We start from the raw sequence: 13,147 nt of genomic DNA on the forward strand, positions 1-13,147 counted from the left end.
CTGACGGCTCAAGTTATAGCTTGCTGTAGTGCTTGTCAAAATTTAGCAGCAGAAATGTTAGTCGTGCTAAGATTTACATTAATAATGCACAATTTAAACTGTGTTTACACAAGGCATTCTAGATTAATGCCGAATGATAAACTGTGATGAGTTAATTTAATCAGGGTAAAGACGTTTATGGAAATCTATTTAGTGGGCGGCGCAGTTCGAGATCAGCTTTTATCCTTGCCCATAAAAGATAAAGATTATGTTGTGGTGGGTGGCTCTGTAGAAGAGATGTTTGATTTAGGCTTCAGCCAAGTTGGTAGGGATTTTCCGGTATTTTTACACCCTAAGACACAACAAGAGTATGCACTTGCTCGTACAGAAAGAAAAAGCGGTCAAGGCTATGGTGGATTTAGCTGTGAAGCAAATAAAAATGTGACATTAGAGCAAGACCTACTTAGACGGGACTTAACTATCAATGCAATGGCTAAAGATGATAACGGCCAAATCTTCGACCCGTACAAAGGCCAACAAGACCTTGAGAATCGTATCCTGCGTCATGTGTCTGATGCCTTTATTGAAGATCCTTTAAGAGTATTGCGAGTCGCTCGTTTTGCGGCTAGATTTGCCCATCTCGGATTTGAAATCGCAGATGAAACCATTGAACTGATGAGACACATAAGTGAGTCAGGTGAGCTAGATTACCTGACGCCAGAAAGAGTCTGGCAAGAGCTTGATAAAGCCCTAAGTACAGAGCACCCAGAGGTGTTTTTCCTACAGTTACGTAAATGTGGCGCTTTAAAAGTGCTGTTTCCTGAAATTGATGCGCTATTTGGTGTGCCACAACCTGAAAAGTGGCACCCTGAAATCGATACCGGCGTCCACACTATGATGGTACTGCAGTCTGCGGCACAATTAACAGGTAAAAAAACCATCCGCTTTGCTGCTTTGGTGCACGACTTAGGTAAAGCTATCACGCCAAAAGAGCAGTGGCCAAAACATCATGGTCATGGTCAAAAAGGCTTACCCGTGATTAAAAAGCTATGTCAGCGGATAAAAGTACCAAACGAGTACAAAGAGTTGTCTTTATTGTGTAGCGACCAACATCAAAACATTCATAATGCCCAAGAATTAAGAGCTGAAACGATTATAAAGATTTTCGATAAAGCAGATGTATGGCGAAAACCTCAACGTTTAGATGACTTGCTTATTTGCTGTCACGCAGACATCCTTGGCAGAACAGGATTTGAAGCAGCTGAATATCCACAAAGTGAATATTTAACCCACTGCTATCAACTTGCCAAAGATATAGATGTGCAACAAATAATATCTGAAGGGTTTAGAGGTGCAGAAATAAAACTGCAGTTATCAAACCGCAGAGTTGAAGCAATAAACCAATATAAGCAATCATTGAAACAATTATAATCCATTAATACTTGAGTACTAAAAATCAACCTTGTCATTATTTGTACAAACTAATACCTTATGATTAGGAAACTGAAAAAATATCAGGCTAATAAATAAACACCTCTTTGATGAAATATTGGTGAAATAATCGAAGAATATGCTCCAATCTATTAGATTTACGTTGATTTTTGTCATATTTATTAGTTTTTGGTATAGCAAATTCTAAAAGCTGTGACATAATTAAAGCGCTGCTGGGCAATATGCTTCAGCAATTTATTACAACCTATAATGAAGGGATTTTCCATGAACAAGAAAGTACTAATGATTGCTGGTGTTGCTATGACTGCTCTTTTAGGTGGCTGTGCAAACACTACTGCTCTAGAAGAAAGTGTTGCTAACCTAGGTAACAAAGTAGATCAACTATCTGCTGAAGTTAGTTCACTAAAATCAGATCAAAGCAAACTTGCTGCTGATGTTAAAGATACTAAAGCTGCAGCTATGGACGCTCAAGCTGAAGCATCTCGTGCTAACGACCGTATCGACAACATGGCTTCTTCTTACAAAAAGTAAGAATACATGAAAATTAGCTTATTTATATAGGTTGATTATTAGGGCTTGATAATAGTAATAAGACGTTTCGTCAATTACCATTTCAAGCCTTAATTGTTTCTGGCGTTTAATAAATTAATCCCTACCCTTTCGCACTCACCATAAAGTCTTTTCGACCTATCGCTTATGCTCACTTAATTTCATTGCCTGAGAACAAAAGTTTATCTAATGCTTTGCTAATAGTCTGACTATGTAAAAATCATCACACTTTTACCTTCACTCTAGAATGCATCATTCTAAACAAGTGAAATAGCGTTATCCCTATGTTCCACATTAAATGTCATGACTTTAAAAGCCGTCAGGTTAATCGCTACCAAATGAATAACCTTGAAATAACCCTGATTATAATACCCCTGATAAAATACCCCTGAAAAATACCCTGATAAAAACAGCCTAGGAATAAATAACCTCGGACTAATATTTATAGGCACGTAATACAAAGTGCGGGTATTAAACGGTAAATAGTTCAGTGCTAACCAGACAGCTATTTTACTTTTGCAGTCAGCAATAAATAATCAAATTCCAACGCTTCGATGGTTTTCTGCTTTATATCATGCTTTAGCTCATCATTAATTCGCCAGCTAAGGTTATTCATGTCTAATAATGTTATCGCTTGTTCACCAGTTACATCAGCAGCAAACGTGATTGGCATCGATGAAACTAACTCGACATCTTTAGGTAGGTTTAGCTGTTGCGGCTTTTCAGATAAATTTTCATACACTTTTTGCTTTAGCTGCCATAAATGCCTTGGAGCTGGTACTAATAACAATAACACCCCATCTTTTTTAAGTGTTCTTAAGCACTCTTTGCCTTTTAGTTGTGCATCAAACAGGGTGATCACATCCAGTGACTCATTTGCAAATGGCAACTTCTTGAAAGGGCTAAGCAATAAGTTAGCAGGTGTACTGTCTTTACTGGCAGCAAACAGTGCATTTTCAGCTTCTGATACGCCCCAATGGGTTACAGATGAGTTATCTGTCCCTTGAACAAGCGCGCGTAAGTAAAAGCCATCAGCACATTGGTAATTGAGATGGTTAACATGGGTTTTGTCTTTTACAGCTAAGTTAAATGCCGCTGACAATTGCTCGACTAAAGGCGAAAAAATACCTGATGTCATTAAAAAGCGTTTTGAGCGTAACTGCTGGCGTGTATCGCTTGAGCCTTTAAATTTAGTTGAAGTCACAAACGACCAATAACCTTGCGAGTTCTTATCAATATGATGTTTGTTATCACAATAATAACCCGATGATGACTCGTGGAAATTCAACTTAGCAGCGCATGTTGGACATATCAAAATTGAGTTCATAACGGGCAAGCTTCCTTTGAGATAAAAAATGGGTCAATTTGCTGAAATTAAGAGAATAAAAAACGGGTAACAATACCCGTTTTCTTATTTAGACGAATTGGATTATTTTACAGGAAAATAAACCCACATAATACAGCGCCTAACATTAAGCGATACAATACAAATGGTGTCATACCGATTTTACTAATGATTTTCAAAAAGAAGAAAATACAGGTATAAGCCGCAACAAATGACACAGCGACACCTAATAACAACTCAGTGTAGTCCATGACTAAGTCACCTGCGATAGCATCTTTGCTCATTAATATTGCTGCGCCTAGGATCACAGGAATCGACATTAAAAATGAAAAACGTGCTGCAGCTTCTCGGTTTAGCCCAAGCATTAATGCGGCTGTTATAGTAATACCAGAACGAGACGTACCTGGAATAATTGCCATCGCCTGTGCAAAACCAATCAACAATGCTTTACGCCAGCCGGTTTGATACTCAGTTAATTCATTACGAGCCATTTTATCACCTACCCACAACATTAAGCCGAAGATAACGGTTGTAATAGCAATAACACCAGGACCACGTAAATAGGTTTCAATTAAGTCTTTCGCCATAAAGCCAAAGAATACCGCAGGTAAGGTTGCTAAAATAATCCACCAAGCTAATTTACTATCTTGGGTATGAACGCCTTTAAAAATACTCGCAATCCAAGCCGTTAACATCGCCCATATTTCGGTTCTAAAGTAGATCACTACAGCAAGCAACGAACCAATGTGTACGGCAACATCAAAAAATAAACCTTGATCTTCCCAACCTAAAATTTGCGAAGGTAAAATTAAATGCGCAGAGCTTGAAATGGGTAAAAACTCTGTTAGCCCTTGAATAAGCGCTAAAAAGATAATCTGAAGCGTTTCCATGATGTTCCTTTAAAATAAAATTTTGATAAAACTGACTAATTGATGAATTGTGAATGCATCACTCACTAACACTAAAAACACCCAAGCTTAACGAGAAACAAGCACGGGAAATTCAAACTCAATCGGCCAAATATGTTGGCTCGATTTATCATAGTGTTCCCAAAGGTATTGATACGACTGTTGAGTGATAGGATGCGTCAGCATAGGAGCTATCTCAGCTAAGGGCCATAATACAAACGCATTATAAAGGATCTCACCACGAGGTAACTCAATCGGCTGATGACAGACTTCATCATCGTAAAGCAGTAAATCTATATCCAAACTTCGAGGGCTAAACTTTTTTTCGCCTCTAATACGTCCATTTTGTTTCTCAATTCCCTTAAATGTGGCAACAACATCAGCAATACTCATATCAGTATCTGCTGCTGCTACCATATTTAAGAAATTTGTACCTTGAAAACCAACCGCTTCACTTTCAAACATTCTCGATAAGGTTAAATCACCAAAATGTTCATGTAAATCCACTAACCCCGACTGCATATGCTCTACAGGATCAATGTTCGTTCCCAAACTGATATAAATACGTGCCATTAACTCATCCGGTAATATACAGAGCAATTATGAAAAATTAATTAATTTCAGCATGAAAGCTGTCAATAAAATGTGATTTATATATGACCGCGTTCAATAACAACGCCAACTGATTTAGCCGTTGGCACTGCACCGGGTTTCATAACTGCGACTTTAACCCATAAAACATTAAATTCAGACATCAAACATTGGGCTGTCATTTCAGCTACGGTCTCTATGAGTTCTATCGGCTTTTCTGTAATCAATGCAGTCAATCGATTCGAAACGGTTTCATAACAAAGCGCATATTGGTAATCATCAGACGCTGCTGCAAGCTTATTATCCCATGCCATATCTAAGTCGATGAGCAAGGTTTGATGAATTTGCTTTTCCCATTCATAAATACCAATTACCGTTTCGACTTTTAGCTCGCGAATTAAAACTTTGTCCATGTGAACTCCATGCTTTACACGTCTTACCCAAAATATTTCAACTTAAAAGGCTGAAAATGACATCAAATAGCGGTTATTATAGTTTTAGCCTTTTTCCTGAGCAATTTAAGCAGTAGGATAGCGGCTGCACTAAGGAACATCTCACGATTCAAAAGTGCTTATTAACCCTGTAATTACAATTAATCTCAAGTGAAATTAATTAATGGGCGATAATACCCTAAGACGAGTAAGGAAACCAATTTGAGCGCTGTTACAATCACTATTTTGATGATTATAACCGCCTACTTAGCCGGTTCAATTTCAAGCGCTATTCTTGTATGCAAATTACGAGGGTTGCCAGATCCGCGTACAGAAGGCTCAGGAAATCCAGGTGCAACCAATGTGCTGAGAATTGGAGGCGCCAGTTCAGCTGCATTAGTGTTATTTTTTGACATGCTAAAAGGCGCTGCGCCGAGTTATTTCAGTTATTTATTAGGGCAAGATGCTGTATCGCTGGGCTTAATTGCTATCGCAGCTTGTCTTGGGCATATCTTCCCTATCTTCTTTAATTTCCAGGGTGGTAAAGGCGTTGCAACGGCATTTGGTGCAATGGCCCCTATTGGTGGTGATTTAGCATTATCACTCATCGCAACTTGGATTGTGTTTGTATTACTGACACGTTATTCATCCCTTGCTGCGATTCTCACCGCAATGCTCGCACCTGTGTATACATGGTGGCTAGATGATCGATTTATCATCCCTGTTGCGATGCTGTCACTGTTAATTGTCATCAGACACAAAGACAACATTAAGCGCTTAAGAATTGGCGAAGAAAGCAAGTTGTCGCGAAAAAAGAAAGCGAACAACGAGCAAAGCTAATCAAGCTTTCACTTAAACCAAGTGCTAACTTGAAAATGTTAAGTTTTAAAACTAAAAAACCTAAGCCATGGCTTAGGTTTTTTATTATTAGAATGCTTATTCTTTTACACGGCTTCTAACGTATCGAGTGGCCAGCGCGGCTGCCCTTTAACTTCTAAGTCTTCTGTCTGACCAGCTTTTAAACGCTGTAGGCCAGCATAAGCAATCATCGCACCATTGTCTGTACAGAACTCACCACGTGGATAGAACACCTCACCATTGAGCTGTTGCATCATTTCAGCAAGGTTTTCTCTTAAGCGGCTATTAGCGCTCACTCCACCTGCAACGACAAGACGGTTATAACCCGTCAGCTTTAATGCACGTTTACACTTAATCGCGAGCGTATCAACCACAGCTTCTTCAAAAGCGCGAGCAATGTTAGCCCGAGTTTGTTCATCATCAGGTTCAGCTGCAATAGTATTGGCAGTAAATGTTTTTAAACCAGAAAAGCTAAAGTTCAGCCCAGGTTTATCTGTCATGGGTCTTGGGAATTTGTAACCTGCCTCCACACCTTTCGAAGCAAGCTTGGCAAGTCTTGGACCACCAGGGTAATCTAGGCCCATCAATTTGGCTGTTTTATCAAACGCTTCTCCGGCTGCATCATCAACCGACTCACCTAACACTTCGTATTGTCCGATACCATCAACTTTAACTAACATTGAGTGACCGCCAGAAACCAATAAAGCCAAAAATGGAAATTCTGGTGCATCATCTTCAAGCATAGGCGCGAGTAGATGGCCTTCCATATGATGAACCCCAATTGCAGGTTTATCCCATGAATAAGCTAAAGAACGACCAACACATGCACCAACCAGTAAAGCACCGATTAAGCCTGGGCCTTTTGTGAAAGCAATGCCATCAATGTCATCCACTGAAGAATTAGCTTCTTTTAACGCTTGTTTAATCAGTGGCACAATTTTGCGAACATGATCACGTGAGGCTAGTTCTGGTACTACGCCGCCATAATCAGCATGTAACTTTACTTGACTATATAAAGCATGTGACAACAATCCTTGCTCATCATCAAAGACAGCAATACCTGTTTCATCACAAGACGTTTCAATACCTAAAACCCGCATAGCAGCTCATATTCCTAAAATTGTAAGGGCGGCAATTCTACCTGTTGATGCAGCGTTATTCCAGTAAAGCTCAACTATCTGCAAAAATATGACAAGCGAATTACGCAAACTCAGTAACAAAGGGGGTTTACAAAAGCACATATCTCGGTGTAGAATTCCGCACCATTTTATTAAATAGCCTTGGTTAATCTACCTTTACTGGTAGTGCCAAATTAACTACACCTAAGGGGTGATGGCGTATGCCAATAATTAAAGTACGTGAAAACGAACCATTCGACGTAGCTCTTCGTCGTTTCAAGCGCTCTTGTGAAAAAGCAGGTATCTTAGCTGATGTTCGCGCTCGTGAATTCTACGAGAAGCCAACTTCTGCACGTAAGCGCGCAAAAGCTGCCGCTGTTAAGCGTCTAGCTAAGAAGCTTTCTCGCGAAAACGCACGTCGCGTACGTTTATACTAATCTCATTATGAGCCTAGTTGAACAGCTAAAAGACCAGATGAAAGAAGCCATGCGTGCCAAAGATAAGGCACGTTTGGGGACTATTCGTATGGCATTGTCTGCCGTTAAACAGATTGAAGTGGATACCCGCGAAACTCTGACTGATGAACAGACAATAGCCGTTTTAACCAAAATGGTGAAACAACGTCGCGATTCTATTACTCAATATGAGTCAGCAGGTCGCCCGGAGTTAGCAGCAACTGAAGCAGCAGAGATTCAAGTTATTGAAACTTTCTTGCCTTCTCCTTTAACAGAAGAAGAAGTTGCCGCAATCATTGATGAAGCTATCTCACAGGTAGGCGCATCAACCATGGCGGATATGGGCAAAGTAATGGGAGCATTAAAATCTAAGGTTCAAGGACGTGCAGATATGGGTGCCATTGGCAGCCAAATTCGTGCTAAATTAAACTAATAACATTTTAGTGTTGAATAAGCCGTGCATCTTGCGCGGCTTGTTTGTTTTATCTACTTGGTAATGCGAGACCTATAGCATAAATGGCGATACCTCGTGACTTTATCAATGAGCTTATAGCTCGCACCGACATTGTTGATCTAATTGATCATCGTGTACCTTTGAAAAAAGCAGGGAAAAATCACTCTGCATGTTGTCCTTTTCATAGCGAAAAATCACCTTCTTTTACTGTCAGTCGAGATAAACAGTTTTATCACTGCTTTGGTTGTGGTGCTCATGGCAACGCCATCGATTTCATTATGGAATACGATAGGCTGGAATTTGTTGATGCCATCGAAGAACTCGCAGGTAAATTAGGATTAGATGTACCCAGAGAACAAGGTACTGGTCCTAAAAAAGATCAAGGTTTGAGCCGCGACTTATACCAATTGATGGAAGAAGCGAATCTCTTTTATCAAAGTCAGTTACGTCAGCACTCAGACAAACAAAAAGTATTAGATTATTTAGATTTCAGAGGGCTTTCATCCACTGTGGTTGAGTACTTTGGGATTGGTTTTGCGCCTGACGGTTGGGATGGACTATTAAGTCGCTATCGCCAAAATCAGTCAGCACAAGACAAATTACTGACTGCAGGCATGTTGATTGCCAACGATAACGGAAAACGTTACGACCGCTTTCGCGATCGATTAATGTTTCCCATTCGTGACCGTCGAGGTCGTGTAGTTGGCTTTGGTGGTCGAGTTTTAGGCGATGGCACACCGAAGTACTTGAATTCGCCAGAAACGCCCATATTTCATAAGGGTAATGAGCTTTACGGCTTATATGAACTCAAGCAAAGACATAGAGACCCGCAGCAAGTATTGATTGTTGAAGGTTATATGGATGTCGTTGCATTAGCCCAATTTGACGTTGATTATGCCGTTGCATCACTTGGCACAGCAACAACAGCTGAACAATTTCAGTTGTTAGTGCGTAGTGCAAAAGAAGTGATTTGTTGTTATGACGGCGATAAAGCGGGTAAGAAAGCCGCTTGGCGCGCTTTAGAAACCGCTCTGCCATTACTTAAGCCTGGTGATGTCGTTAGATTTATGTTTTTACCACAAGGTGAAGATCCAGATACGATGGTTCGCCAAGTCGGTAAAGAAGGCTTTGAAAAGTTAATGCTCGATGCGCTTGATTTACCCGCATTCTTATTTGAGACATTAACCAGCCAATACGGCACAGATAAAAGTGCACTGGCTAAAGAAGCTATGGCACTGATTGAACGAGTACAAGATACCGTTTTACAGAATTTATTATTAGAGAATCTTGCGCATAAAATTGGTATGAACAGCGCAGACGATCTAAAGAAAAAATTAGGTTTTGCCGTAAAACAGCAACAGCCTATGAATAAAAAGGGCTTACAAGGGCGCGGTACACCATTGCGATTAGCCATTGCTTTGTTAGTGCAACGACCTGATTTAGGTTACGGCTTAGCTGCCCAACCTGCTTTAGCCCACTTACAAATTGCTGGCATTGACTTGCTAATTGATTTGTTAAATTTAACTCGCGAACAACAGTTTAACAGCGCACAACTACTTGAGATATATCGAGAGCACGAGCAAAAGAGTGCCTTGATTAAATTGGCCCAATGGGACCACCAAGTGGCGGATGAGAACTTAGTTCAAGAGTTTAAACAAACCCTGATTTGGTTGAACAATCAATATATTGAACAGCGTTATCAGGAATTGAGTCTTAAACAAACTCTAACGAAAGCTGAAAAAATTCAGCTAACGAAGCTTATTTCGATAATGAAAGGCATCGCATAATTGCATTTTTTATTTTAAAAATGTTCAGTTAAGCAATGTCATGGACTAGCGTACTTTAGTTCATACAGCTATAATTGACGATTTGCTTGACACTTATGCTTCGGCAGGTGTCCAGTCGTTATTTCAGTTTCCCCAACTTGGATGATATCTATGGAGCATACTCCGCAGTCGCAACTTAAATTGTTGCTTGCTAAAGGTAAAGAGCAAGGTTACTTAACCTACGCTGAAGTCAATGACCACTTGCCAGCTGACATGGTCGATTCAGATCAGATTGAAGATATTGTCCAGATGATAAATGACATGGGCATCCGCGTTTACGAACAAGCGCCAGATGCCGATGACATTATGATGTCTGAGGACAACACCGATGAAGATGCAGCAGAAGAAGCAGCAGCTGCACTTGCTACGGTAGAGAGTGAATTAGGTCGTACTACAGACCCAGTACGTATGTACATGCGTGAAATGGGTACTGTTGAGCTATTGACCCGCGAAGGCGAAATCGTCATCGCAAAACGTATTGAAGAAGGCATTAATACGGTTCAAAGTTCTGTTTCAGAATACCCGCAAGCTATTGCGATGATTCTTGAACAATTTGATAAGTATGAAGCGGATGAACTTCGCTTAACTGACATCATTGCAGGTTTCGTTAACCCAGATGACGATGACGTAGCGCCTACTGCTACTCACGTAGGTTCTGAGTTATCAGAAGAAGAACTTGAAGACGAAGATGATGACGGTGACAACGAAGAAGAAGAGGAAGGCCCAAAAGGTCCATGTCCTGAAGAAGCTAAAGAAAAGTTCACTCAATTACGTGAGTCTTATGAAAAAGGCTTAGCGGTAATTGAAAAGAAAGGTCGTGACCACCCTGAAGCCATTGGTGCTTTATTTGTCATCGGCGAACTCTTTAAAGAATTCCGTTTAATTCCTAAACAGTTTGATCGCTTAGTAAAAAGCATGCGCACCATGATGGATCGCGTACGTGTTCAAGAGCGTTTAATTCTAAAGTTATGTGTTGATCAAGCTAAAATGCCGAAGAAAAACTTTGTTAAGTTCTTCACTGGCAACGAAACTGATTTAGCTTGGTTCCATGCAGAAAAAGACAGTAACAAGCCTTACGCTGAAGGTTTGAGAATGGTTGAAGAAGACGTGATTCGTTGTAGCACTAAATTGGCTGCAATCGAAAAAGAAACAGGTCTAATCATTCGTGCAATTAAAGACATCAACCGTCGTATGTCAATCGGTGAAGCAAGAGCTCGTCGTGCGAAGAAAGAAATGGTTGAAGCAAACTTACGTCTAGTAATTTCGATTGCTAAAAAGTACACCAACCGTGGTCTACAATTCTTGGATTTGATTCAAGAAGGTAACATCGGTTTGATGAAAGCTGTAGATAAGTTTGAATACCGTCGTGGTTATAAGTTCTCGACTTATGCAACATGGTGGATCCGTCAGGCAATTACACGTTCTATTGCTGACCAAGCGCGTACAATTCGTATTCCAGTACATATGATTGAAACGATTAACAAACTAAATCGTATTTCACGTCAAATGTTACAAGAAATGGGTCGCGAACCAACACCTGAAGAATTATCAGAACGCATGTTAATGCCTGAAGATAAGATTCTTAAAGTGCTGAAAATCGCTAAAGAGCCTATCTCAATGGAAACGCCAATTGGTGACGATGAAGATTCACACTTAGGTGACTTCATTGAAGATAATACCTTAGAGCTTCCTTTAGACTCAGCAACAAGCGAAAGTTTAAAGAATGCCACTCACGAAGTATTAGCAGGTCTAACTGCTCGTGAAGCTAAAGTATTGCGTATGCGTTTCGGTATCGATATGAACACTGACCATACACTTGAAGAAGTCGGTAAGCAGTTTGACGTAACACGTGAACGTATTCGTCAGATTGAAGCAAAAGCGTTACGTAAATTACGTCACCCTTCTCGCTCTGAAATCTTAAAGTCTTTCTTAGACGAATAAGTCTAAAGATTGATAAAAAGCCCGCAACTAGCGGGCTTTTTTATTGTTATAAATCAGGGCTATTAACCTGAACCTACCTGCAAATTGCTTAACAGATAACCAAACGATACGTAGAAATGAATTTCTAGCGAATTGAGTGGTGACAAGTACCGATAAACTTCGTATACTTCCCTCCGCTTTTGATAGTGACGACTGTCTTAAGTCGGCCCCTTAGCTCAGTTGGTTAGAGCATACGACTCATAATCGTCAGGTCCCCAGTTCGAGTCTGGGAGGGGCCACCAATTTTGATAAGCCGCTTAAAGAAATTTAAGCGGCTTTTTCATGTCAAAAATTTAAATGACTCTCCCCTTACGTCCATTGATAACATAATCGTCAACAATTCATGCAGTTCGAGGCTGGGAAAATCCAACAAATACTTGATAAGTCGTATGAAGATATTTATGCGGCTTTTTCATGTCTCGAATTCACTCAGGCTCTATATGCAAGCCAATAATCTAAGGCTGTTGAGCGTCTTTATCTCTCGCCGATTTAGCAATTTCCAAATGTGTTTGTGCTGCAGTAAAGGCTCTTACGGCACGAGACTTGAATTCTCGACGATATAAAGTGTATACCACCAGCAAACTTGCCAATATCAATAAGATAGGGTTCCAGAACCAGCATAAAGCGGCCATAGAAAAGTAATATGACCTCAGGCCATAATTATATGAGTGAGCAGCTTGATCGCCTACTGTGGCCATTTGACGGGAATACGCCAATAAGTTTTTATTTTTTCCAGTGAGATCAATTGGCGCAGCGCCAATCATGACATTCAAAAAGCCATATTGACGCATAGACCAAGTAAATTGGAAAAAGGCTAATACAAAAATAGATGCCAACATGGCTAACTTCACTTGCACTAAAGCATGGTTAGGTTCAGCTGAAAATGGAATGGAACTAATGACTTCTTCAAGGCGTTCAACTTGAGCGAATAAAGTTAATACACCCGCTAGCACCAGTAAGGTGGTTGACGCGAAAAACGCAATATTTCGCTCTAAATTGGCAAGTAAAGAAGCTTCACCAACCCGGATTTCCTTCTTCATCACTTCAGCCATCCAATGGATACGATGTTGATGTAAACAGCGCGCGATACAGTTAGTCGTTTTGGCTTTTTTACGAGCAAAAAAAGTGTAGCCCACCCAGCAGGAAAAAAAACAAGCTAATGCAACAAGATCTAAAAAGGAAAAAAGCATAAGGCTCAATG

The 13,147-nt window shown here is 40.2% G+C and carries 13 protein-coding genes and 1 tRNA gene; 8 read left to right on the forward strand and 6 right to left on the reverse strand.

What is annotated here, in order from left to right:
• Positions 1-177: 177 nt before the first annotated feature.
• Positions 178-1,410 (forward strand): multifunctional CCA addition/repair protein, encoded by a 1,233-nt coding sequence (locus Q4600_RS01440; protein WP_303512435.1) that lies wholly within the window; start codon positions 178-180, stop codon positions 1,408-1,410.
• Between the two features lie 285 nt (positions 1,411-1,695).
• Positions 1,696-1,962, forward strand: a complete 267-nt coding sequence (locus Q4600_RS01445; protein WP_102529730.1) for an Lpp/OprI family alanine-zipper lipoprotein — start codon at positions 1,696-1,698, stop codon at positions 1,960-1,962.
• A 523-nt stretch (positions 1,963-2,485) separates the two neighbouring features.
• On the opposite strand, the gene Q4600_RS01450 is transcribed toward Q4600_RS01445, so the two are convergent.
• The 4 genes from Q4600_RS01450 to folB form a co-directional block, all read right to left on the reverse strand.
• Positions 2,486-3,307, reverse strand: coding sequence for an SAM-dependent methyltransferase (locus Q4600_RS01450; RefSeq protein ID WP_303512431.1), 822 nt, complete (start codon positions 3,305-3,307; stop codon positions 2,486-2,488).
• A 107-nt stretch (positions 3,308-3,414) separates the two neighbouring features.
• A complete protein-coding gene (locus tag Q4600_RS01455) occupies positions 3,415-4,215 on the reverse strand; it encodes an undecaprenyl-diphosphate phosphatase (protein WP_102529732.1) in 801 nt (266 codons plus the stop codon).
• An 87-nt stretch (positions 4,216-4,302) separates the two neighbouring features.
• Entirely contained in the window at positions 4,303-4,806 is a 504-nt protein-coding gene (folK, locus tag Q4600_RS01460; protein ID WP_102529733.1) for a 2-amino-4-hydroxy-6-hydroxymethyldihydropteridine diphosphokinase, read from the reverse strand.
• Positions 4,807-4,883: 77 nt separating this feature from the next.
• Entirely contained in the window at positions 4,884-5,237 is a 354-nt protein-coding gene (gene folB, locus Q4600_RS01465; protein ID WP_102529734.1) for a dihydroneopterin aldolase, read from the reverse strand.
• 240 nt (positions 5,238-5,477) lie between these two features.
• Between folB and plsY the strand changes: the two genes are divergently transcribed.
• Entirely contained in the window at positions 5,478-6,095 is a 618-nt protein-coding gene (gene plsY / locus Q4600_RS01470) for a glycerol-3-phosphate 1-O-acyltransferase PlsY (RefSeq protein WP_102529735.1), read from the forward strand.
• Between the two features lie 104 nt (positions 6,096-6,199).
• Here plsY and tsaD read toward each other — a convergent pair whose 3' ends face one another.
• Positions 6,200-7,213: a tRNA (adenosine(37)-N6)-threonylcarbamoyltransferase complex transferase subunit TsaD gene (gene tsaD, locus Q4600_RS01475; protein WP_102529736.1), complete on the reverse strand. Its 1,014-nt coding sequence runs from the start codon at positions 7,211-7,213 to the stop codon at positions 6,200-6,202.
• A gap of 239 nt (positions 7,214-7,452) precedes the next feature.
• Between tsaD and rpsU the strand changes: the two genes are divergently transcribed.
• The 5 genes from rpsU to Q4600_RS01500 all read left to right on the forward strand — a co-directional run bounded on the left by rpsU (position 7,453) and on the right by Q4600_RS01500 (position 12,188).
• On the forward strand, positions 7,453-7,668 hold the full coding sequence (rpsU, locus tag Q4600_RS01480; protein WP_055024252.1) for a 30S ribosomal protein S21: 216 nt from the start codon (positions 7,453-7,455) through the stop codon (positions 7,666-7,668).
• A gap of 7 nt (positions 7,669-7,675) precedes the next feature.
• Positions 7,676-8,119 carry a GatB/YqeY domain-containing protein gene (locus Q4600_RS01485; RefSeq protein ID WP_303512428.1) on the forward strand — a complete coding sequence of 148 codons (444 nt, stop codon included), beginning with the start codon at positions 7,676-7,678 and terminating at the stop codon, positions 8,117-8,119.
• Between the two features lie 83 nt (positions 8,120-8,202).
• Positions 8,203-9,927 (forward strand): DNA primase, encoded by a 1,725-nt coding sequence (gene dnaG, locus Q4600_RS01490; RefSeq protein ID WP_303512426.1) that lies wholly within the window; start codon positions 8,203-8,205, stop codon positions 9,925-9,927.
• 150 nt (positions 9,928-10,077) lie between these two features.
• Positions 10,078-11,907, forward strand: a complete 1,830-nt coding sequence (gene rpoD, locus Q4600_RS01495; protein WP_102529739.1) for an RNA polymerase sigma factor RpoD — start codon at positions 10,078-10,080, stop codon at positions 11,905-11,907.
• Between the two features lie 204 nt (positions 11,908-12,111).
• Positions 12,112-12,188, forward strand: a tRNA-Ile gene (locus tag Q4600_RS01500).
• A gap of 213 nt (positions 12,189-12,401) precedes the next feature.
• On the opposite strand, the gene Q4600_RS01505 is transcribed toward Q4600_RS01500, so the two are convergent.
• Positions 12,402-13,136 (reverse strand): DUF599 domain-containing protein, encoded by a 735-nt coding sequence (locus Q4600_RS01505; protein ID WP_248954494.1) that lies wholly within the window; start codon positions 13,134-13,136, stop codon positions 12,402-12,404.
• Positions 13,137-13,147: the final 11 nt, after the last annotated feature.

It is taken from the genome of Shewanella sp. 2_MG-2023 (genome assembly GCF_030548905.1).
In the GTDB taxonomy this organism is placed as follows: domain Bacteria; phylum Pseudomonadota; class Gammaproteobacteria; order Enterobacterales; family Shewanellaceae; genus Shewanella; species Shewanella electrodiphila.